Consider the following 22,394-nt stretch of genomic DNA (forward strand, 5'->3'; position numbering starts at 1 on the left):
GACTCGGTAAATGAAAAAAATGCTTTGCGCCCTGCTGATGCTGGGAGTGGCCGGGATGGTTCAGGCCAAAAGCGGCCGTCAGGATATGAGCCATGTGTCCGGCGAGTATGGCAACGTTCGCTTTCACGGTCGTGTTTATGTCTCACCGTGCGTGCTGGATATGGCATCGCGCGATCAAACCATCAACCTTGGCGATATTTCTGCCCGCCGGTTTCATCAGGGAGGCGATCGTAGCGATTCGGTGTTGGTCACGCTGTATCTGAACGACTGCTTAAAGGGCTCAGGTCATACCCTGCAGGATTTTCCCGGGCAGGCCAGCGAAATGCATGAGTTGGCGCACAGCACGGTGGAGCGCGGTGTCTCGCTGACGCTGATGGCCGACAGTTCGCCGGGAAACAGCGATCTGGCCCGCATCCATGGCGATGTGCGAGGGGCAGGCATTCGGCTGATGACCGAACGTCAGCAACCGATCCATCTAAGCCAACCGCAGCGCATGTGGATCCTCAAACCTGGAGATAACGCTATTCACTTTCTTGCCGCGCTGGAGTCTATCGGGCGCGAGGTCAGCGCCGGTGAATTTCGCGGTCTGGTGAGACTTAAGCTGGAGTATCTATGAGCGTTTGGCATAAAACGTTGTTCTGGACAGCGCTGGCTTGCTGTCCGCTGGCGGCGCACGCATTTAGCCAGGGAGAGGGTGAACCAGAGGGCGGGGCACCGCATCAGTACGATATTGAACTGAGTTCGCTGGATGTCAGCAAAAACCACGTGGGTGGTCGAACGGAGCCGTTTCCATGGAATCTGGGTAGCTGGTATGTGGTGAATTTTTATTGCCAGCAGGCCGATATCTCACGAGAACCGATTTACTACACCACCACCACCACGATGCCACCTTCAAGTCAGGGGGCGAACCGTTTCCGACTCAATGAGTATCTGGATGTCGATGTTCAGGTATGGGTCGCCGGGGGCTATAAGAAATATGTCCAGGCTCCCTTTACCAATGTTTCAAACCGCAACAACAGCAACACCTGCAAAAAGCGAAAGGGCTACGTGCGCGCCAGTAATGTTGAAAGTGGTTCGAAAGGGAAAGTGACGTTTATTGTCACCAAACCCATTATTAACGGCATCAGTATCACTTCTCAGTCGTTGCTGGAGGTCGCCGGGCGCATGGGAAGCGGTGGACCCACACCCACAACGGCGATTTCCCGCGTGGTGATTAAATCCGGGCTGATTACCGTGCCGGATAAATGCACCTTTAACCGGGGCGATAAAATCAGTATCGAATTTGGCGATTTGCCCGGTTCTGCCGCCCGGCTCAATGGCTCCAATTTCAGCAAGTCGATCCCCATTCATGTGTCCTGCGAAGGCGGCAGTTTTGATCAAGGGGCGCTGAACATCAATTTGGGCGTACAAACCACCACGGCTTCAGGTACGGCGGGGTTTAACGATCATTTCCTCGGCACTCTCAGCAGCGGAGAAAAACGCGACGACCTCGGTATTGTCCTGAAGGATGAGAGTGGAAGCATTGTGGTGCCGAATCAGTTTTATAACGTCAAGGGCTTTTACCAGAATCAGGGCGACTGGAACCTCACCGCCGCGCCAGTGGCGAAGCCAGGCGTGGGTAGCGTTAAGGTGGGGGAGTTTGAAGCTTCGGCCACCGTTGTTGCGCAGTTTCAGTAAGGTAATGCCATGATATTCAGGACGTTAATCACGCTCAGCGCGCTGCTGATCGGCGGTACGGCGCAGGCCGACACCAAACTGGTCGGCGGCGATATGCACTTCCACGGCACCATCAGGGCGCTGGCCTGTAGTCTTGCGCCGGGTGGCGACAAAATCGAGGTCGATTTCGGGCAAATCGCGACCCAGGATCTTTATCTTGCCGGGCGCGGTAAGCCGGAAAAATTCAGTATTCAGCTCCGTGATTGCGATCCTGATGTCTTTCGTGGGATCTCCGTGACCTTCGGCGGCACTGAAGATGCGGAACTGCCCGATCATCTGGCACTGGATAGTCACGAGCAGGGGGGCGCATCAGGGATCGGCATAGGGATGAGCGAAGAAGACGGCGCGGCAATCCGGCTTGATGAGAGTACGTCAGTGACAGACATTACCAAAGGATCGATGACGCTGAATTTTCTGGCGTGGGTCGAGGCCCAGCCGACAGCGTTGAAAAATCAGTCCCTTGAGTACGGTCCTTTTAGCGCCAGTGGGACCTGGACGCTGAACTATCAATAGCATGAAAAATACACTGAATCGCCTTACCCCGCTGCCTGCGCAGAGAGTGTTTCTCGGGCTCAGCCTGTTTTACTGGTGCGGGGCAATGCACCTCTACTGGCCGAATAATGGCGGCAGCGGCCTGTCGTTACCACTCAATATTTTGGCCTGGATCTACGCGGTTGTATTGGCCGGGTGCGTATCCGTACGGCCCCCGCGCCAGGGCTGGCGCGTCACCTTGCCTGCCGTCGGGTTTATCGCAGGCTCACTCATTCTGACGTTGCTCTGTCTAATGACGCCCGCAGTCTGGCAACCTGAGTCACAGCTGGTGGCTGGGGCGTTGTTGGGCGGTGTGCTGGTTTATCTGGTGGTGCTGCAAATTCCGCTGGCGGCGAAGACCCTGACGACGTTACTGGCGCTGTTATGGGGAGCCAGCCTTATCGAGTGCCTCGTCTTCGTCTATCAGTACTGGCATCTACCGGGCGTGGGCTACTGGGAGTTTGCCTGGTGGCGCAGTACGCGGCCCTACGGCATTTTTCAGCAGGTTAACCTGATGGCCAGCTTCACCGCCTGCGGCACCCTGCTGTCGGTAGTGTTGTCCCTGCGACTACGCGGCAGAAAGAGAATCACCATGGTGTTTGCCCTTGGTGTGATGGGGTTTGTGCTGCATGAATCACAGTCGCAAACCGGGTATTTGTCACTGGTCGTCGGTGAAGCGCTGCTGCTGGTGATTTTCCCCGCCCGGCGGCGGACGTTACTGCTTCTTCTGCTGCCGCTGGTGGTCGGAATGCTAGCAGGAGCGGCCGCGCGCCATGTTATGTCCGTTGCGACGGTCGAGCACCTGACGTCATCGCAGGTGCGCTGGACGGTATTGAAAACGTCGCTGGCCCTGTTTATGGCGCGACCGTGGACGGGCTGGGGCATCGGCAGCTTTCCCGCTTTGTTTCTTGACCGCGCGGGCCATCTGGGACTGAGCAGCATGTCGCACCCGCACAACGAGCTGGTGCTATGGATGGTCGAAGGCGGCATGGTCGGACTGGCGGGCACGCTCTGTTTTATTGCCGGAGGGTTCTGGCTCTGGCGGCGTGGCGATCGCTGGCACCGCGCCTGCATGGTGGCGGCACTGCCGGTGGCGATTCATATGCTGACTGAATATCCCGTCAGGCAGTCGACGCCTCACTGGCTGCTGCTGATCCTGCTGCTACGTTGTGCGGATCGCACGGGAAACGCGTATCGGCTGGCGCTGTCGGTGACGAAAGGGATGTGCGTGACCGCGTTTATTACATTTTTGCTTTTAACACCGGTATTGCTCCTCACGCTACACACGCAACAGCAGTTGACGATGGTGGAGCGGCGGGCAGAGCAGTGGCGACTGGCCAAATCGCTCCCGGTAGGGGGCTGGTTGCTGGTCAGTCGCTACCGGTTTGATGTTGCAATGGGCGATGTGCAACGTTATCAGCAAACCCGGGATACCCGCTGGCTGGCGCATGTTCAACGCTGGGCGCCTGACTATGTACGTGTTCATCCGGACCCGAACGTCTCCTACACCCAAATCTTGCTAGCGCTCAAGCAGCGCGACATGCCCGCAGCACGTCGTCTGGCGGCACGCTTTTATCGTGAATACCCGAACGATCGCCGTATCCCCTGGCTGCAGGATGCCCGACGCCCTTTTAATCAAAAAATGGAATGACATGAACAGACCAAACGAACAGGCTCAATATCTACCCGCACGTCCCCGCAATGCCGAGCTACTGCGGATAACCGGGATCCGTTTACAGCGCATTCATTTTTTTGATGACGCCTCGCTGGATGTCCGTGAGGTGTTGAGTCAGGTTCGGACGTCGTTACCGCTGGATCTTTTTTTCAAGCACCTTTCCACCACCGCGAAGCAGCAACTCTTTCTTTGGCAAATGCAGCGGGTACTGGCGTTGCCGGGAAGTTACTCCCTGAATGTGTCTGTCCGGATGCTGACCTGCATGTCGTGGGTGACACGATTGATTAAACGGGCGCATCAAGGGCGTATTGTGATCGAAATTCAGGACCCTGGCACCATGATGCGTCTGGAAAAGTCAGAACAGCAGGCGGTGTGTATTGCGATAAGAGCCCTGGTGCGTCACGGGTTCCGCGTCTGGCTGGATGATGTATCGCCCGAGCTATTTTTTGTCTGGCGACTGTCTGGGGTTCGGTTCGATGCCATCAAAATTGAAAGCGGAATGTTTCATCAGTTCAGAGAATCGGAGTGGCAGCTGAGAGTTCTCATCAACCAGTTTCGCGGGTTGGGCGAGCGGGTGGTGATCGAGGGGGTGGAAACCCCGGAGGATTATGCCATCTGTCGCGTAAGCGGTGCCGATGCCGTGCAGGGATTTCTGTTTGCGCAAGAAATAATGCCTGAGCTGACAGCCTGAACCATTGCTGATTCAGGCTTATGCCATTACTCGCCCAGCGTCTGTGCAATATCTTTTTGCACCAGCTTACGCTGCTCTGGTGTGAGGACTTTGCTTAGGTCAAAGTAGTATTTCACGCGGTAGTAACGTGCCTGCTGTTCGATGTTGCTGAACGCGGCAAGCTGTTTCTTAACAGCGGCATCATCCCATTTTCCGGACTTGATCACGTCAATCAGCACGCCGTCTTTGACATCGTTCACCGAAATCTGGCTGACATTGGTTTCCAGCTGTTGGTGCAGCTTTTTAATCTGCGCCACCTGGTCATTGCTCAGTTTCAGGTGCTGTACCACTGGATCCTGGGCCGGAGCCGGAACGTTGGATACGTTTGCTGCAAGTGTGCTAAAGGAGGCACCCGCTAGGGTAGCAGCCAGCAAAGTCATGCGTACGAATTTCTTCATTTTGATATCCTGATAAAGGAATTTACGTGTGATTATCATTTTCAGAATACGTTGCCTGAGGCATGTCGCCACGCGAATTTGTTTTGCGGTTAGTTACGGAGTGAAACAATCCCGCCACGAGGAAACCGTTCCGTAACGGGCGAGAAGAGATATCTCTATAGCGTAAACGGGTCGGCATCCTGCCAGGCTGGAAACTTCTCGCGATACTCCCGCAATGCTGTAAGCGACAGCTCAGCATCAATCCGCGTGGCCTGGTGCGCCTCGGCGGTGGCAATAATTTCCCCTTGCGGGTTAATTACCCGGCTGTCCCCGCGATAATGATGGCCATTGCCATCGCTACCAACCCGGTTACATCCTGCTACATAAGCCTGGTTCTCAATTGCCCGGGCGACCAGCAGCGCCTGCCAGTGCAGTGAGCGTGGTGCAGGCCAGTTGGCGACATATAATGCCAGGTCATAATCCTCGCGATTGCGTGACCATACCGGAAACCGCAGGTCATAACAGACCAGCGGTAAAATACGCCAGCCGCGCCATTGAACAATGACGCGTTCTTCTCCAGCCTGATAATACTGGTGCTCGTTCGCCATGCGGAACAGGTGGCGTTTATCATAAAAATGAACGCATCCTTCGGGTTCTACCAGTAAAAAACGATTTACCGGGCCACGTTCTGACTGTAACGCGGCGCTGCCGGCGATTAGCGCATTTGTCTGCTGCGCTTTGGCGTGCATCCAGCGAACAACCTCTTCCTGCGTAAGCGACGTGCTGGCCGCTTCCATCGCAAAGCCGCTGGTAAACATCTCGGGCAATACAATGACGTCTCGTCCGGTGATGGTTTCAAGCTGTCGGTCGAAATGGCGCAGGTTAGCCGGGCCATCCATCCAGATCAGTGGTTGTTGCAGTAGGGTAATTTTCAAACCAGGCACAATCGAGGCTCCTCGTTGAACAGCATTTTGACACTGTAGCATGAGCATTACCGAAAATGTGGCAATAAAAAGCCCCGCGTTAAGCGGGGCTGGAAGTCGTGCGCGATCGCTATGCCGCTTCGACTTTACGCACTTTCTCTGGCAACTTTACCGGTTGGGTCGCCAGCTCCTCAGGGTCAAAATCATCCACGTTGATGCTGCGCAGACGGCTCTCTTCCGCTTTCACCAGAATCGCGGCTTCGTCTTTATCAATCAATCCTTTTGCCAGCGCGTTACGCGCCAGTTCATCCAAGCGGGTAAACGGCAGGTTTTTACCCAGCTCTTTGCAGATACGCTGGTGGATAGGGTCGGCGGCAATCACGTCCAGCAACGCTTCTTCCAACAAGCCGACCGGATTGTATTGGCTTGGCGTCAGGTACTGACCGCGACCGATGCGTGAACGGGTTGCGCTCGGCACCTGTAAAATCTTCGCAACCTTATGATCCAGCTTGTCAGACGGTGCATGATAGTGACGACCGGTCGGGAAGATAACCACATTCAGCAACCCGGCAACGAAACGGTTCGGGAAGTTTTGCAGCAGATCGTCCATCGCCTGTTCCGCTTTATATAACGCATCCTGTACGCCCCAGTGAACCAGCGGCAGGTCGGCTTCATGGCGGCCTTCATCGTCATAACGCTTCAGCACGGCGGAGGCCAGATACAGCTGACTTAACACATCGCCCAGACGCGCGGAGATACGTTCGCGACGCTTCAGGCTACCGCCCAGCACGGCCATGGAGACATCTGAGAGTAATGCCAGGTTGGCGCTCAGACGGTTCAGGTGCTGGTAGTAACGTTTGGTGGCATCACCGGTTGGCGTGCTGCTGGTAAGCCCGCGCGTCAGACCGAGCCAGAAACTGCGTACCTTATTGCTGCCGACGTGACCAATGTGCTTAAACAGCAGCTTATCGAACGCATTCACATCGTTGTTCTGCGCCGCCGCCATCTCTTCCAGCACGTACGGATGGCAACGAATTGCCCCCTGGCCGAAGATCATCATGCTACGGGTCAGAATATTGGCACCTTCAACGGTGATGGCGATCGGGGCGCCCTGGTAAGCACGCGCCAGGAAGTTGCTTTCGCCCAGCATAATGCCTTTACCGCCAGTGATATCCATCGCATCGATGATTGACTGCTGCCCGCGGTGGGTACAGTGATATTTCACGATGGCGGAAAGTACCGCTGGTTTTTCGCCGAGCATAATACCGTAGGTAATCAGCGACGCCGCGGCGTCCATCACGTAGGCGTTACCGGCAATACGCGCCAGCGGTTCTTCAATACCTTCCATCTTGCCGATAGAGATTTTGAACTGGCGACGAATATGCGCATAGGCACCTGTTGCCATGGCAACCGATTTCACGCCACCTGTCGAGTTAGATGGCAGCGTAATGCCGCGCCCCACAGACAGACATTCCACCAGCATACGCCAGCCCTGACCGGCCATCTTCGGGCCACCGATAATGTAATCAATCGGTACAAAAACATCTTTACCCAGCGTCGGACCGTTCTGGAACGGGACGTTCAGCGGGAAGTGGCGACGACCAATTTCTACACCCGGTGTTGAGGTGGGGATCAGCGCGCAGGTAATGCCCAGATCTTCTTCGCCGCCCAGCAGTTTTTCCGGGTCGGAGAGTTTAAACGCCAGGCCCAGCACGGTGGCGATAGGGGCCAGCGTGATATAGCGTTTGTTCCAGGTCAGGCGCATACCCAGCACCTGCTGACCCTGCCATTCACCCATGCAAACTACGCCGGTATCCGGAATCGCCCCTGCGTCGGAGCCCGCTTCCGGGCTGGTCAGCGCAAAGCAAGGGATTTCCTGACCACGCGCCAGACGCGGCAAATAATGGTTTTTCTGTTCTTCGGTGCCGTAATGTTGCAGCAGTTCACCCGGGCCTAATGAGTTAGGTACGCCAACGGTGATCGCCAGGATCCCGGAGACGCCGGAGAGTTTTTGCAGTACGCGAGCCTGTGCATAAGCAGAGAATTCCAGACCGCCATACTCTTTCTTGATGATCATCGCGAAAAAGCGGTGCTCTTTCAGATACGCCCACAGTTCTGGCGGCAGATCCGCTAATTCATGGGTGATCTGGAAGTCGTTTGCCATGCGGCACGCTTCTTCGACCGGACCGTCAATAAAGGCCTGCTCTTCTGCCGTCAGGCGTGGCTGCGGATAGCTGTGCAATTTCTTCCAGTCCGGTTTGCCCTGGAACAGATCGCCTTCCCACCAGGTGGTACCGGCATCAATTGCTTCTTTCTCGGTGCGCGACATCGGCGGCATAACCTTACGGAAGCCGCGGAACACTGGCGCAGAGATCATGGATTTACGCATCGGCGTAAAGTTAAACGGCACCAGAATAATGGCCAGAGGAACCAGCAGCCAGACCGACCACAGGCCAGCTACGCCGAGCGCAGCCGTCCATGCGAGCAAAATTACGCTGCTGAGAAACAAGCTCACGCGGTGATAAAACAATACGCCGAGCAGAACAATCGTTGCGAGAATACTCAAAATCATCATATCGAAAAGCTCCCTTGCTTGTAGGAGGTCTGACCACTTGTGATGATATGGTTGTAGTGGATGTAAATTCTTTTAGCAATGTGTTTACAAAATAATTACAACAAAGCTCACATTGTTGTTGTTTTCACCGGCACAAAAAATCAAAAGCCACAGCCATTCCTGTGGCTTATGCTTCTCGCCTGTAGTGCTATCCGGTACACTGCATCTTGTCATTTACATTCATGCTGAAGGATATCCTCATGTACCAGGATCTTATTCGTAACGAACTGAGCGAAGCGGCGGAAACGCTGGCTAATTTTTTAAAAGATGACGCCAATATTCACGCTATTCAGCGCGCGGCGGTCCTGCTGGCAGACAGTTTTAAAGCGGGTGGCAAGGTACTTTCCTGCGGTAACGGCGGTTCCCATTGCGACGCAATGCACTTTGCTGAAGAGCTGACCGGGCGCTACCGTGAAAACCGTCCGGGCTATCCGGCGATCGCTATCTCTGATGTCAGCCATATCTCCTGCGTCAGCAATGATTTCGGTTACGATTATATTTTCTCTCGCTATGTTGAAGCGGTAGGGCGTGAAGGGGATGTCCTGTTAGGCATTTCGACCTCCGGTAACTCGGCAAACGTGATTAAAGCCATTGCCGCTGCACGTGAGAAAGGAATGAAAGTCATCACCCTGACCGGGAAAGATGGCGGCAAAATGGCCGGCAGCGCCGACATTGAAATTCGCGTCCCGCACTTTGGCTATGCTGACCGTATTCAGGAAATTCACATTAAAGTGATTCATATTCTGATTCAGCTGATCGAAAAAGAGATGGTTAAGTAAGAAGGCTATTGCCGGATGGCGGCTGAAGCCTTATCCGGCCTACTTGCGTTTTGCGTAGGCCTGATAAGCGTAACGCCATCAGGCAGTTCAGCGTTTTAAGGTAGGTGATATATGTGCGAACTGCTCGGGATGAGCGCCAATGTGCCAACCGATATTTGCTTTAGCTTCACCGGGCTGGTTCAGCGCGGCGGAGGCACCGGGCCGCACAAAGACGGCTGGGGTATTACGTTTTATGAAGGTAAGGGTTGCCGTACGTTTAAAGATCCGCAACCCAGCTTTAATTCGCCTATTGCCAAACTGGTACAAGACTATCCCATCAAATCCTGTTCTGTGATTGCCCATATTCGCCAGGCTAATCGGGGGGAAGTGGCGCTGGAAAACACCCATCCGTTCACGCGTGAACTGTGGGGGCGCAACTGGACTTACGCCCATAACGGACAGCTCAGCGGCTATAAATCGCTGGAAACCGGTAATTTCCGCCCGGTCGGTGAAACCGACAGCGAAAAAGCATTCTGCTGGCTGTTACATAAACTGGTTGAGCGTTATCCGCGCACGCCTGGCAATATGGCGGCGGTATTTAAATATATTGCCGTGCTGGCCGGGGAATTGCGTGAGAAGGGCGTCTTCAACATGCTGTTGTCCGACGGGCGCTATGTGATGGCCTTCTGCTCGACCAATCTGTTCTGGATCACCCGCCGTGCGCCTTTCGGCGTGGCGACGTTATTGGATCAGGATGTAGAAATCGACTTTAGCTCCGAGACCACACCCAATGATGTGGTCACCGTGATCGCTACGCAGCCGCTGACGGGCAATGAAACCTGGCAAAAGATTATGCCAGGTGAATGGGCGCTATTTTGTCTCGGGGAGCGTGTAGTTTGACGCCAGCTGCGGCTGAATCACTTCATGGCTCAATGGCTTGCTGACGACGTAACGACCATCGACAACGGAAACGGTCGGTGGCTTACGCGTCTGTTCAAAATAGTCGTATCCCGGTTTTAGCTGTGACCAGAACTCTTTGTAATACGAGTTCTTGTGGCGCTGCATGTTGGTATCGGTCATACGGAACGGGTAAATGCTGACCTGCACGCTGGACTGGCCAAATACTAACGCCCCAGTGACAAACTGGAAAATCTCATCAATGCCGTTGTCGGTCATGGCATAGCAGCCGACAGAAACGCAGGCGCCGTGGATCATCAGGTATTTACCTTCGTACCCGTGCGCGCGGTCATAGGCGTTGGGAAAGCCAATATTAATCGCTTTATAGAAGCGGCTATCCGGTTTGAGCTGACCGCGTTGTACGCTGTAAAACCCTTCCGGGCTTTTAAAATCGCCCTGACGTTGCTTGGGTCCTAACCCGCCGGAATAGTTACAGATCTTGTAGCTGTCGAGCAATTGATACTGTTCGCCCATTTTGACGTACAGATCCAGCGTGCGTTCTTCTTTAAAGATCTGAATATAGACAGGAGATCCCATCAATTGCTGCTTATATTCTTTGCTGACAGGTGCAGTTGGACTGCTACTGCTCAGCAAACCGGCAAATGAAACGCACGGTAATAAAAGCATCGCAAGAAAAAATGCGATTTTACGCATACTGCTTATTCCTTGATAAAACGGTTACACACGCCAGGACGGCAAATAGAGTCGCCAAATCGGATAAATCTGGATTTGGAGCGCTCACATTAGCACCAAGAAAGTTTTTCGCAAGTCTCTCGTGCTGCGTTTACACTTTAGTTTCTCTTTATACGCAAAATTGGACTTAAAGGCAGTCAGACAGCGGCGTAATTTGTCGCTGCTATCCGTCCATTGCATAAGATTAATACTGACTTTCTAATCTATTGAATTTAAAAAATTAATCTATTAATAATCAAATATTAAAAAAGATATCCCGCCAATAGCAGTACACTGCGCCGAACGTGTTTGACCAGGTATTCTTTTTTCATGTCTTTTGCCACTGCACCCCGACGCCTTTTGCCGGGCCTGCTGTCTTTGTGTGTCGTGTTGTCATTACCGTGTATCGCCAAAGTTCAGCCTGTCTTATCAAATACCCCCTTAAACTATGCGGCGCAGTTGCGTATGCGTAATCGTGCCCGGTTACTAAAGCAGTATCATGTGCAGGTTAAAAAGCAGGCCAGCTACGTGGTAGAAGGTAATGCGGAAAGTAAAAAGGCACTGCGCCAGCAGAATCGCGTGCAGATTAAACAGCACCCGGAGTGGTTCCCAGGTCCGCTTAAAGCCAGCGATCATCGCTGGCAGGAACTCGCCGAAAATCCTCATTTTCTCAGTAGCGATCACCTGCACAACATCACCGAAGTGGCGATTCATCGCCTTGAGCAACAGTTAGGTAAACCGTATCTGTGGGGGGGAACCCGTCCGGATGAAGGCTTTGACTGCAGCGGGCTCGTTTTCTATGCCTACAATAAAATTCTGGCGGCGAAACTGCCCCGTACTGCCAATGAAATGTATCACTATCGGCGGGCGACAATTGTCTCTAATCGCGATTTACGTCGTGGTGATTTACTGTTTTTCCATATTCACAGCCGGGATATTGCCGATCATATGGGGGTCTATTTGGGGCAGGGGCAATTTATTGAGTCGCCACGTACCGGCGAAACGATCCGGGTCAGCACCTTGTCCGAACCTTTCTGGCAGGATCATTATCTCGGTGCCCGACGAATTCTGACGGAAAATACAATTCTGTAATAGTCAGGCGGTACTTTCAGCACCGCCTCATCACGCGTTAGCTCAACGCGCCCATAATTTTTAATTCCAGCTCATCCGGCACTTCATTATAAGACAGCACCTGTAGCCCCGGCGCGAACAGACGAGCATAGCGAGCGAGCAGCGGACGTAACTGTGGAGCGACCAACAATATCGGTTCTTTCCCCGCGGCTTTCATTTGTTCTTTTATCTGCGGCATATTGGTCTGGAACTGATTAAGCATATTCGGATCGACCGGTACGCTGTCGAGCATCACTTTGCCACTTTGCTGTGCCTGATTGACCACGTTTGCCAGTAAATTCTCCAGTTCACTATTGAGCGTGTAGACCGCCAGCTCATCTTTGCGTACAAACGGGTGAGTAATACTGCGACGCAGCGCAAGACGGACATCTGCCGTCAGCAGAATGGGATCTTTGGTGGTCGCGCTGCTGGCAACCAGCACGGTGGCAATGGTAACGATATCGCGTAATGAAACGCCTTCGATAAGCAGCGTCCGGTAAATCTTCAATAACTGGCTGTAATTCAGCGCCGCGCTGAGATCTTCCGCCAGACGCGGTGCCATGGACGACAGGCGGTTATGTAACTGCGTAATATCATCGTAATTAAACAGATCGGGAATATAGCGACGAATAATCTTATTCACGTGCGTGGCAATGACGCTGGCGCTGTCAATAACCTGATACCCCATATTTAATGCCTTGGCTTTTTGCGCCGGCACAATCCAGGTAACGGGCATCCCGTAGGCCGGGTCGTTCCCTAACACGCCATCTATTTCGCCGTAAGTTTCGCTGGAGGGTAGCGCCATCAGCTTATCTGAGGGGATATCCGCCTCATCCGCTTTAATCCCATTGATGAAAATGGCGTACTGCGTGGGTTTCAGTCTGAAGTTTTCGCGGATACGAATTTCAGGCAGCAACACGCCGTTGCCGTCAGAAATCACCTGCCGCACGCCACGAATACGCTGGGTCAGCGGATTACCTTTCGATTTATCGACCAGCGCCACCAGCTTATAGCCCAGACTCAGGCTAATGGGCTCAATTAACGGAATGGTTTCCCAACTGACCTGCTGCTCGGTGGTTTCGGTGATGGTTTTGGTCAGCGTTTCGAGATTTTTCTCTTCAGTCTCGGCGACTTTCGGACGCTTGCTCATGCGCCAGGCGGTGAACCCTAACAGCGCCGTAAAAGCCAGGAACGGGAAATGTGGCATGCCCGGCACAACGGCCAGCACGAACATAATGCTGGTGGCGGTATAGAGCACCGAAGGGCTGGCCAGCAGCTGGCTACGTACGTCGGTAGCAATATCGCCGCTGTCGCTGACGCGCGTGACGATAATCGCCGCCGCCGTCGACAACAGCAAAGACGGGATTTGCGCGACCAGGCCGTCACCGATGGTCATCAGCACGTATTGCTGGAACGCGGCCTCAGCGCTTAAATCGTATTTAAAGATCCCAATACAGACGCCGCCGATCAGGTTGATGGCCAGGATCATCATCCCGGCGATGGCGTCCCCACGCACGAACTTTGAAGCACCATCCATCGCACCGTAGAAATCTGCCTCACCCGCCACGTCTTTGCGTCGTGTTTGCGCCTGCGCCTGGTTGATCAACCCGGCATTCAGATCGGCATCAATCGCCATCTGTTTACCGGGCATCGCGTCCAGCGTAAAGCGGGCGGACACCTCGGAGATACGTTCAGCACCTTTAGTGACCACGATAAAGTTGATTGTTAACAGCGTCAGTAAATCCGATCGTGAAAATATCGTGGCGGCATTGCACGGTCAGTCCATCTTCAACGGGGGAGGGCTCACGCCGTTAAACAAAATAGGCAAAAAGCCGATTACGCCGAGCGTGAGCAATAAAAATGTTGCCCGCAATACGCTGGATAAAAAATCGACGCCACAGGAAACGGCGCAGGTGACGGAAGAAACGGCCAAAAAGGTCATGGATGTGAATGAAAAGACCGCGCTGCTGAAGAAGAGATCCGCCACTGAACTCGGGGAGCTGGCAACTGATATCAACGCTATCGCCCGCAATGCGCACATGGAAACCAACCTCGAAATGGAGATTGTTCCCCAGGGGTTACGCGTGCTGATTAAAGATGACCAGAACCGCAATATGTTTGAACGCGGTAGCGCCAAAATAATGCCGTTCTTTAAATCGCTACTCGTTGAGCTGGCACCGGTGTTTGACTCGCTGGATAACAAGCTAATCATCACCGGTCATACGGATGCGATGAGCTATAAGAGCAATATTTACAACAACTGGAATCTTTCCGGCGATCGTGCGCTGTCGGCTCGTCGCGTACTGGAGGATGCCGGGATGCCTCAGGATAAGGTCATGCAGGTCAGCGCCATGGCGGACCAGATGCTGCTGGATGCGAAGAATCCAGAGAGCGCGGGCAATCGCCGCATCGAGATCATGGTACTGACGCAAAGTGCCTCCGACACGCTGTATCAATACTTTGGCCAGCATGGTGAGAAGGTTGTGCAACCGTTGGTGGATAAGCTGGATAAACAAAAGCAGGTGACTTCGTTACGTCAAGCGCCGGTTGTTGTGCCTCACTAATTTTGTTCTCCCGCCCCGCGCAACGTGGGGATTGGGAGGATTGTTCATGTCTAACTGTTCGGACTTCTCACATTATAAAAATACTGTATACTTAAACAGTGTTATGGGAGGGGTGATGCGTAAAATTATACATGTCGATATGGACTGCTTTTTCGCGGCGGTAGAAATGCGCGATAACCCCGCTCTGCGTGATATTCCCATTGCCATCGGCGGCAGCCGTGAGCGTCGGGGGGTCATCAGCACCGCCAATTATCCGGCACGGAAATTTGGCGTCCGCAGTGCGATGCCCACGGGGATGGCGCTAAAACTGTGCCCGCATCTCACCTTATTACCCGGTCGTTATGAGGCGTATAAAGAAGCGTCTCGCCAGATTCAGGCGATCTTCGCACGCTACACCTCGCTTATCGAACCCCTTTCGCTGGATGAAGCCTATCTGGACGTCACCGACAGCACGCACTGTCACGGATCGGCCACACTGATTGCCCAGCAAATTCGCCAGACGATTTTTGACGAGCTACAGCTCACCGCCTCCGCGGGGATTGCACCGGTCAAGTTTCTGGCCAAGATCGCCTCCGATCTCAATAAGCCCAACGGGCAATATGTGATCACACCGGATGATGTGCCGGAATTTATCAGAACGCTCCCACTGGGGAAAATTCCCGGTGTCGGCAAAGTTTCCGCCGCCAAGCTGGAATCCATGGGATTACGTACCTGTGAAGACGTGCAAAAGTGCGACCTGGCAATATTACTTAAGCGTTTTGGTAAATTTGGTCGCGTGCTGTGGGAGCGCAGTCAGGGTATTGACGAGCGGGATGTGAGCAACGACAGAATGCGCAAATCTGTCGGCGTTGAACGCACGCTGGCGGAGGATATCCATGAGTGGTCAGAATGTGAGGCGATTATCGAGCGGCTTTATCCGGAACTGGAACGGCGTCTGGCAAAGGTAAAACCGGATTTATGTATTGCTCGCCAGGGCATCAAATTGAAGTTTAATGATTTTCAGCAGACCACTCAGGAACACGTCTGGCCGCGCTTAAGTAAAGACGATTTGATTACCACGGCGCGTAAAACCTGGGATGCGCGTCGGGGAGGGCGCGGGGTCAGGCTGGTGGGATTACACGTCACGCTGCTGGATCCACAACTGGAAAGGCAGCTACTGCTGGGAATTTGACTCTGATGTATTGCCGGATGGCGGCGTAAACGCCTTATCCGGCCTACAAATCAGCGTGTAGGCCGGATAAGCGCAGCGCCATCCGGCATGTATTGCAGAGACTTACTTCGCCGGAATTGACTTCAGCAGTTCGGTCAGAAGCGTCCAGTAATGACCGACGCTTTCGATATGAACCTGCTCATCCGGGGAGTGCGGACCGGTGATGGTTGGCCCGATGGAAACCATGTCCATCTCCGGATACGGCTTTTTGAACAGACCGCATTCCAGACCCGCGTGGATAATCTGGATGTTCGGCGTCTTGTTGAACAGACGCTGATAAGTTTCGCGCACCAGGTGCATGACCGGCGAGTTCGCATCCGGCTGCCAGCCAGGATACGCGCCTTTGGCTTCGGTCTTCGCGCCAGCCAGCTTGCCCAGAGAATCCAGCATGCTCACCACATAGTCTTTACCGCTGTCGATCAGCGAGCGAACCAGGCAGTGAATCTGCACGTTGTCGTCCGTCATGGTGACAACACCGACGTTCAGGGAGGTTTCCACCACGCCTTTTGCCACGTCTGAATTGCGGATCACGCCGTTTGGTGTCGCGTTCAGCAGACGAACAAAGGTATCGCGGGACTGAGCGGTCAGTGCGGCTTTGTCGTTAGAGACGGTATCCAGCAGCAGTGCCAGATTTTTCTCTTTGGCTGCCAGCTCGTTTTTCAGGATTTCCTGATAAGTGCTGACCAGCGCTTTTAACGCATCGACTTTATCTGCGGCAACAGCAAGGGTAGCAAAGGCTTCACGTGGGATCGCGTTACGCAGCGTACCACCGTTGAAATCAACCAGACGCAGATCAAGTTCTTCAGCGTGGCCAGCCAGGAAGCGTACCAGCAGCTTGTTGGCATTACCGAGGCCAACATGGATTTCGCCGCCGGAGTGGCCGCCTTTCAGGCCTTTCAGCGTCAGCTTAAAGGTCTGGAAACCTGCAGGAATGGCTTCACGAGACAGCGGCAGATTGGCGGTGAAGTCGATTCCCCCAGCGCAACCCATGTAGATTTCCCCTTCTTCTTCGGAGTCGGTGTTGATCAGAATATCTGCCTGCAGCCAGTTAGCCTGCAGACCAAACGCACCGTCCATGCCCGCTTCTTCGGTCATGGTCAGCAGAACTTCCAGCGGGCCGTGAACCACGCTGTCATCCGCCAGAACGGCCAGCGCAGAGGCCATACCGATACCGTTATCCGCACCCAGCGTGGTGCCACGGGCTTTCACCCATTCGCCGTCAATATAAGGCTGGATCGGATCTTTGGTGAAGTCGTGAACGGTATCGTTGTTTTTTTGCGGCACCATATCCAGGTGCGCCTGCAGAACAACCGGCTTGCGGTTTTCCATTCCTGCGGTAGCGGGTTTGCGAATCAGGATATTACCCACCTGATCGCGCTCGACGTGGAAACCTTTCTCTTGGGCCCAACTCAGAATATGTTCAGCGAGTTGCTCTTCATGGTAGGACGGATGAGGAATAGAACAGATTTTGGCAAAAATATCCCACAGCGGTTGCGGGGATAATTGAGACAGTTCAGACACGTTGAGTCTCCTTGGCGATGCCCTGCAAAATTGACTTACAGGCCACGGGGTTAGCAGAATTAAAAACACCACAAGTCAGGCTTGCGCGATGCAATTGAGAATACCACTTTCTCTGCTCACGGCTAGCAAAAAGCATGCAAAAAGAGGCCTGGATTCCGCTTAACACTGGTTTTTAGCGCGTCAGATCTCTATAATCTCGCGCAACCTATTTCCCCCTCGAACACTTTTTAAGCCGTAGATAAACAGGCTGGGACAACTTCACATGAGCGAAAAATACGTCGTCACCTGGGACATGTTGCAGATCCATGCACGTAAACTGGCAAGCCGCTTGATGCCTTCTGAACAATGGAAAGGCATCATTGCCGTTAGCCGTGGTGGTCTGGTGCCAGGCGCGCTGCTGGCGCGTGAATTGGGTATTCGTCATGTCGATACCGTATGCATCTCCAGCTACGATCACGACAATCAGCGCGAACTGACCGTTCTGAAACGTGCCGAAGGTGACGGTGAAGGTTTCATCGTAATCGATGACCTGGTTGACACCGGTGGTACCGCGGTTGCGATTCGCGAAATGTACCCTAAAGCGCATTTCGTCACCATCTTCGCTAAACCGGCAGGCCGTCCGCTGGTGAATGATTATGTTGTTGATATCCCTCAGGATACCTGGATCGAGCAGCCGTGGGATATGGGCGTCGTGTTCGTCCCGCCGATTTCAGGCCGCTAATCTAAATCGTTTTCAACGCCTGGCTATGCCGGGCGTTGTTCTTTTTGTGCCGTGTCAGGTTACACTATGCCTTAGTGAGTACTCATGGAGGCCGTAATTATGTCACAGGCTAACCTCAGCGAAGTCCTGTTTAAACCCCGCTTCAAACACCCTGAAACGTCAACGCTGGTTCGTCGATTTAATCACGGCGCGCAGCCGTCTGTGCAATCTGCCCTGGATGGCACAACCATCCCGCACTGGTACCGCATGGTGAATCGCCTGATGTGGATCTGGCGCGGCGTCGATCCGCGCGAAATCCTTGAGGTGCAGGCGCGTATCGTCATGAGCGAAGCAGAGCGCACGGATAAAGAGCTCTATGACACGGTTATTGGCTATCGTGGCGGGAACTGGATCTACGAGTGGGCGAAGCAGGCGATGGACTGGCAACAGAAGGCCATGGCAGAACAGGACCCACAAATTAGCGGACGCCACTGGCTGCACGCCTCTACGCTGTACAACATTGCGGCGTATCCGCATCTGAAAGGCGACGAGCTGGCTGAACAGGCGCAGGCCCTGGCGAATCGCGCGTATGAAGAGGCGGCTCAGCGCTTGCCCGGTAAGCTGCGCGAACTGGAATTCACGGTTCCCGGCGGTGCGCCGATCACCGGTTTTTTGCATATGCCAAAAGGTGACGGCCCGTTCCCGACGGTGCTGATGTGCGGGGGGCTGGATTCCATGCAAACGGATTACTACACCCTGTATGAACGCTATTTTGCCCCGCGTGGTATTGCCATGCTGACGCTGGACATGCCCTCGGTCGGTTTTTCGTCGAAATGGAAACTGACCCAGGATTCCAGCCTGCTGCATCAGCACGTATTAAAAGCACTGCCCAACATTCCCTGGGTCGATCACACCCGCGTGGCGGCATTTGGTTTTCGCTTTGGCGCCAACGTGGCGGTACGGTTGGCGTATCTCGAATCTTCGCGCCTGAAAGCGGTGGCGTGTCTGGGGCCGGTGGTGCATGCGCTGCTCAGCGACCCGCAGCGGCAGGCAAGCGTCCCGGAAATGTATCTTGATGTACTGGCCAGCCGTCTGGGTATGCACGACGCCTCTGATGACGCACTGCGTGTCGAGCTCAATCGCTATTCATTAAAGGTACAAGGCCTGTTGGGCCGACGTTGTCCAACGCCGATGCTATCGGGCTTCTGGAAAAACGATCCGTTTAGTCCGGAAGAGGAGTCTCGCTTAATCACATCGTCATCTTCTGACGGTAAGCTGATGGAGATCCCGTTCAACCCGGTGTATCGCAATTTTGATAAAGCGCTGCAAGAAATAACCGGATGGATCAATCAGAGATTGTGTTAATAGATTGCTAAATTTTATTGATTTGGTAAAACAGTTGCTTCACCTAAGGAGATCGCAATGACGTTACCGAGTGGACACCCGAAAAGCAGATTGATCAAGAAATTCACCGCGCTTGGCCCCTACATCCGGGAAGGGCAGTGCGAAGATAATCGATTTTTTTTCGATTGTCTGGCTGTTTGCGTCAACGTGAAACCCGCGCCGGAGAAGCGTGAATTCTGGGGCTGGTGGATGGAGTTAGAAGCACAGGAAAAACGCTTCACGTACAGCTACCAGTTTGGTTTGTTTGATCAAGACGGCAACTGGACCGCCGTGCCCATCAAAGAGACTGAAGTGGTAGATCGACTGGAGTACACCTTACGTGAGTTCCATGAAAAATTGCGTGGGTTGCTAACGTCGCTGAATCTGGCGCTGGAACCTGCGGACGACTTTAAAGATCAGCCGGTTAAATTAACGGCATAGTGAACAGCAAAATGCCGGATGGCGGCGCAACCCCATCCGGCATTTTTTATGTTAGATCAGAACTGGTAGGTCATCCCCACCGCGACGATATCATCATTGTTGATGGCCAACTTATTATCGCTATCCAGCTGGTTGATTTTATAATCAACAAATGCTGACATATTCTTGTTGAAATAATAGGTCGCGCCAACGTCGATATAATTCACCAGATCTTCATTACCGATACCTTCAATATCTTTGCCTTTCGACAGCACATATCCCAGGGACGGACGCAGACCAAAATCAAACTGGTACTGAACCACTGCTTCGACGTTCTGTGTTTTATTGGCGAAGCCACCGGATATAGGCGTCATTTTGCGCGTTTCAGAGTACATCGTGGCAATATAAATATCGTTGGCATCGTATTTTAAACCGGTTGCCCAGGCTTCGGCTTTATCGCCCGCGCCACGGTTTTGCAGATTCTGCTGATTGGTACGGTCAGAGTTGGTATAGGCGCCGCTGATGGCGAAATCGCTGCCGCCAAAGTCATAGGTCACCGACGTACCAAAACCGTCGCCATTCTGTTTTTTCACATCGCGGTCTTCGTTTTTACCCTGGTATTGCAAGGTGAGATCCAGGCCATCAACGACGCCGAAGAAGTCGGTGTTACGGTACGTCGCCAGACCGCTGGCGCGTTTGGTCATAAAGTTATCGGTCTGCGCGGAAGAGTCCCCGCCGAACTCCGGGAACATATCGGTCCACGCTTCAACGTCGTACAGCGCACCCAGGTTACGACCGTAGTCGAAGGAACCGAGGTTTTTCAATTTCAGACCCGCGAAGGCCAGACGTGTTTTTTGCTGGTTAGGATCGCTTTCGGCTTTATTGCCTGCGAACTCTGCTTCCCAACGACCATAACCGGTCAGCTGATCGTTAATTTGAGTTTCACCTTTAAAACCAAAACGGATATAGCTTTGGTCGCCGTCTTTGCTGTCATTATCGGTCATGTAGTGCATGGCTTTAACTTTGCCGTACACATCCAGTTTATTTCCGTTCTTATTATACACTTCCGCTGCCTGTACGGATGCCGATGCCATAATACCCATCACCACTAATGCCAGAGTGCTCTTTTTCATTTTCATTCCTGATTTAAAGTACGCGCGAATATTTACTGGGTGTGTTCCCCGTTCAAAGACAGGAGGGTTTTTAACGTCTGGCAATGAACGTTTTATGACAAAGTAAGAATATTTTTAAAAAAGAATGTTTATTTGTTTCTGTCATAAAAATGTCAAAACCTGCCGCTATGCTTGCTGATCCTGCGCAATAAAATTTCATGCTTTGTGCGCTGGCTGTTGGCAACCGGGGCCAGTCCTGCTAAAACGTTCGTTTGATATCATTTCCCCAATCTTGAATGGCAGAGAATCATGAGTGACAGCCAGACGCTGGTGGTAAAACTTGGCACCAGTGTGCTAACGGGCGGATCGCGCCGCCTGAACCGTGCCCACATCGTAGAACTGGTCCGCCAGTGCGCGCAGCTCCATGCCGCAGGGCATCGCATTGTTATTGTTACCTCGGGCGCGATTGCCGCCGGGCGTGAGCATCTTGGTTATCCTGAACTTCCGGCAACGATCGCCTCTAAACAGCTGCTGGCGGCAGTAGGGCAGAGCCGACTGATTCAACTGTGGGAGCAGCTGTTCTCCATTTACGGCATCCATGTCGGGCAGATGCTGCTGACGCGTGCGGATATGGAAGATCGGGAACGCTTTCTCAATGCCCGCGATACCCTGCGTGCGCTGCTGGATAACAACATTGTTCCTGTCATCAATGAGAACGACGCGGTGGCAACCGCCGAAATCAAAGTTGGTGATAACGACAACCTGTCGGCGCTGGCGGCGATTCTGGCCGGGGCCGACAAGCTGCTGCTGCTCACCGATCAGCAGGGCCTGTTCACCGCTGACCCGCGTACTAATCCGCAGGCTGAGCTGATTAAAGACGTCTACGGGATTGATGACGCGCTGCGGTCTATCGCCGGAGACAGCGTCTCTGGCCTCGGCACCGGCGGTATGGGCACCAAGCTGCAGGCGGCAGACGTGGCCTGCCGCGCTGGTATCGACACTATTATTGCCGCAGGCAGCAAGCCTGGCGTGATTGGTGATGTGATGGAAGGTGTGTCCGTGGGGACGCGTTTCCATGCTCAGGCCTCGCCGCTGGAGAACCGCAAACGCTGGATCTTCGGAGCACCTCCAGCAGGGGAAATCACCGTCGATGAAGGCGCAACCTCGGCCATTCTGGAACGCGGCAGCTCGTTATTGCCAAAAGGCATTAAAAGCGTGACAGGTAACTTCTCTCGTGGTGAAGTGATTCGTATCTGCAATCTTGAAGGGCGCGATATTGCCCACGGTGTCACTCGCTATAACAGCGACGCGCTGCGCCGTATTGCCGGACACCACTCTCAGCAGATTGACGCGATTCTCGGCTATGAATATGGCCCGGTTGCCGTCCATCGCGATGACATGATCACCCGTTAAGGAGCAGG

Annotated in this window: 20 protein-coding genes and 1 pseudogene; 14 read left to right on the forward strand and 7 right to left on the reverse strand. The window is 53.5% G+C overall.

The window, feature by feature from the left end; genetic code table 11:
* Positions 1-10 precede the first annotated feature (10 nt).
* The 5 genes from QNN86_RS14100 to QNN86_RS14120 are packed head-to-tail and all read left to right on the forward strand — an operon-like array spanning position 11 to position 4,613.
* Complete coding sequence (locus QNN86_RS14100) at positions 11-616, forward strand: fimbrial protein (protein WP_181618702.1); 606 nt, start codon at positions 11-13, stop codon at positions 614-616.
* On the forward strand, positions 613-1,677 hold the full coding sequence (locus QNN86_RS14105; RefSeq protein ID WP_135912547.1) for a fimbrial protein: 1,065 nt from the start codon (positions 613-615) through the stop codon (positions 1,675-1,677). Before QNN86_RS14100 ends, QNN86_RS14105 begins: the two co-directional genes overlap by 4 nt.
* Positions 1,678-1,686: 9 nt before the next feature.
* Positions 1,687-2,229: a fimbrial protein gene (locus QNN86_RS14110; RefSeq protein ID WP_414211329.1), complete on the forward strand. Its 543-nt coding sequence runs from the start codon at positions 1,687-1,689 to the stop codon at positions 2,227-2,229.
* Position 2,230: 1 nt separating this feature from the next.
* Entirely contained in the window at positions 2,231-3,898 is a 1,668-nt protein-coding gene (locus QNN86_RS14115; protein ID WP_414211331.1) for an O-antigen ligase family protein, read from the forward strand.
* A gap of 1 nt (position 3,899) precedes the next feature.
* Complete coding sequence (locus QNN86_RS14120; protein WP_249417864.1) at positions 3,900-4,613, forward strand: EAL domain-containing protein; 714 nt, start codon at positions 3,900-3,902, stop codon at positions 4,611-4,613.
* A gap of 26 nt (positions 4,614-4,639) precedes the next feature.
* On the opposite strand, the gene QNN86_RS14125 is transcribed toward QNN86_RS14120, so the two are convergent.
* The 3 genes from QNN86_RS14125 to fadE form a co-directional block, all read right to left on the reverse strand.
* Positions 4,640-5,050, reverse strand: coding sequence for a Spy/CpxP family protein refolding chaperone (locus QNN86_RS14125; RefSeq protein ID WP_096758202.1), 411 nt, complete (start codon positions 5,048-5,050; stop codon positions 4,640-4,642).
* Between the two features lie 155 nt (positions 5,051-5,205).
* Positions 5,206-5,973 carry an amidohydrolase gene (locus tag QNN86_RS14130; RefSeq protein WP_115259360.1) on the reverse strand — a complete coding sequence of 256 codons (768 nt, stop codon included), beginning with the start codon at positions 5,971-5,973 and terminating at the stop codon, positions 5,206-5,208.
* Between the two features lie 109 nt (positions 5,974-6,082).
* Entirely contained in the window at positions 6,083-8,527 is a 2,445-nt protein-coding gene (fadE, locus tag QNN86_RS14135; RefSeq protein WP_117342002.1) for an acyl-CoA dehydrogenase FadE, read from the reverse strand.
* Between the two features lie 239 nt (positions 8,528-8,766).
* Between fadE and lpcA the strand changes: the two genes are divergently transcribed.
* Both lpcA and QNN86_RS14145 read left to right on the forward strand, forming a co-directional pair.
* The gene (gene lpcA, locus QNN86_RS14140; RefSeq protein ID WP_096758199.1) at positions 8,767-9,345 is read left to right on the forward strand and encodes a D-sedoheptulose 7-phosphate isomerase; all 579 of its coding nucleotides are present in this window, start codon (positions 8,767-8,769) and stop codon (positions 9,343-9,345) included.
* Between the two features lie 111 nt (positions 9,346-9,456).
* Positions 9,457-10,224, forward strand: coding sequence for a class II glutamine amidotransferase (locus QNN86_RS14145; RefSeq protein ID WP_414211335.1), 768 nt, complete (start codon positions 9,457-9,459; stop codon positions 10,222-10,224).
* On the opposite strand, the gene dpaA is transcribed toward QNN86_RS14145, so the two are convergent.
* A complete protein-coding gene (gene dpaA, locus QNN86_RS14150; protein ID WP_182270406.1) occupies positions 10,195-10,935 on the reverse strand; it encodes a peptidoglycan meso-diaminopimelic acid protein amidase in 741 nt (246 codons plus the stop codon). The two genes, QNN86_RS14145 and dpaA, sit on opposite strands and share 30 nt — an antisense overlap.
* Positions 10,936-11,283: 348 nt before the next feature.
* Between dpaA and QNN86_RS14155 the strand changes: the two genes are divergently transcribed.
* Positions 11,284-12,045 (forward strand): C40 family peptidase, encoded by a 762-nt coding sequence (locus QNN86_RS14155; protein WP_096758196.1) that lies wholly within the window; start codon positions 11,284-11,286, stop codon positions 12,043-12,045.
* Positions 12,046-12,082: 37 nt separating this feature from the next.
* Here QNN86_RS14155 and QNN86_RS14160 read toward each other — a convergent pair.
* A pseudogene (locus QNN86_RS14160) lies at positions 12,083-13,801 on the reverse strand (flagellar biosynthesis protein FlhA); the annotation flags it as partial.
* Here QNN86_RS14160 and lafU point away from each other — a divergent pair.
* Together lafU and dinB are read left to right on the forward strand one after the other, a co-directional pair.
* A complete protein-coding gene (gene lafU, locus QNN86_RS14165) occupies positions 13,767-14,627 on the forward strand; it encodes a putative lateral flagellar export/assembly protein LafU (protein ID WP_279277231.1) in 861 nt (286 codons plus the stop codon). The pseudogene QNN86_RS14160 and the gene lafU sit on opposite strands and share 35 nt — an antisense overlap.
* 115 nt (positions 14,628-14,742) lie before the next feature.
* Entirely contained in the window at positions 14,743-15,798 is a 1,056-nt protein-coding gene (gene dinB / locus QNN86_RS14170) for a DNA polymerase IV (RefSeq protein ID WP_414211338.1), read from the forward strand.
* Positions 15,799-15,900: 102 nt separating this feature from the next.
* Here the strand turns inward: dinB and pepD are convergent, their stop codons facing one another.
* Positions 15,901-17,358, reverse strand: coding sequence for a cytosol nonspecific dipeptidase (pepD, locus tag QNN86_RS14175; protein WP_117342051.1), 1,458 nt, complete (start codon positions 17,356-17,358; stop codon positions 15,901-15,903).
* 262 nt (positions 17,359-17,620) lie between these two features.
* On the opposite strand from pepD, the gene gpt reads away from it, so the two are divergent.
* From gpt to crl, 3 genes are all read left to right on the forward strand, one after another.
* On the forward strand, positions 17,621-18,079 hold the full coding sequence (gene gpt / locus QNN86_RS14180) for a xanthine phosphoribosyltransferase (RefSeq protein WP_115259349.1): 459 nt from the start codon (positions 17,621-17,623) through the stop codon (positions 18,077-18,079).
* Between the two features lie 99 nt (positions 18,080-18,178).
* Positions 18,179-19,423: an esterase FrsA gene (gene frsA / locus QNN86_RS14185; RefSeq protein WP_115259348.1), complete on the forward strand. Its 1,245-nt coding sequence runs from the start codon at positions 18,179-18,181 to the stop codon at positions 19,421-19,423.
* A 57-nt stretch (positions 19,424-19,480) separates the two neighbouring features.
* On the forward strand, positions 19,481-19,882 hold the full coding sequence (gene crl / locus QNN86_RS14190) for a sigma factor-binding protein Crl (protein ID WP_096758190.1): 402 nt from the start codon (positions 19,481-19,483) through the stop codon (positions 19,880-19,882).
* 56 nt (positions 19,883-19,938) lie between these two features.
* Here the strand turns inward: crl and phoE are convergent, their stop codons facing one another.
* On the reverse strand, positions 19,939-20,994 hold the full coding sequence (phoE, locus tag QNN86_RS14195; protein ID WP_096758189.1) for a phosphoporin PhoE: 1,056 nt from the start codon (positions 20,992-20,994) through the stop codon (positions 19,939-19,941).
* Between the two features lie 288 nt (positions 20,995-21,282).
* Here phoE and proB point away from each other — a divergent pair, with 288 nt between their 5' ends.
* The gene (proB, locus tag QNN86_RS14200; protein ID WP_096758188.1) at positions 21,283-22,386 is read left to right on the forward strand and encodes a glutamate 5-kinase; all 1,104 of its coding nucleotides are present in this window, start codon (positions 21,283-21,285) and stop codon (positions 22,384-22,386) included.
* Positions 22,387-22,394: the final 8 nt, after the last annotated feature.

The organism is Citrobacter sp. C348 (genome assembly GCF_047467975.1).
Classification (GTDB): Bacteria; Pseudomonadota; Gammaproteobacteria; order Enterobacterales; family Enterobacteriaceae; genus Citrobacter; species Citrobacter gillenii.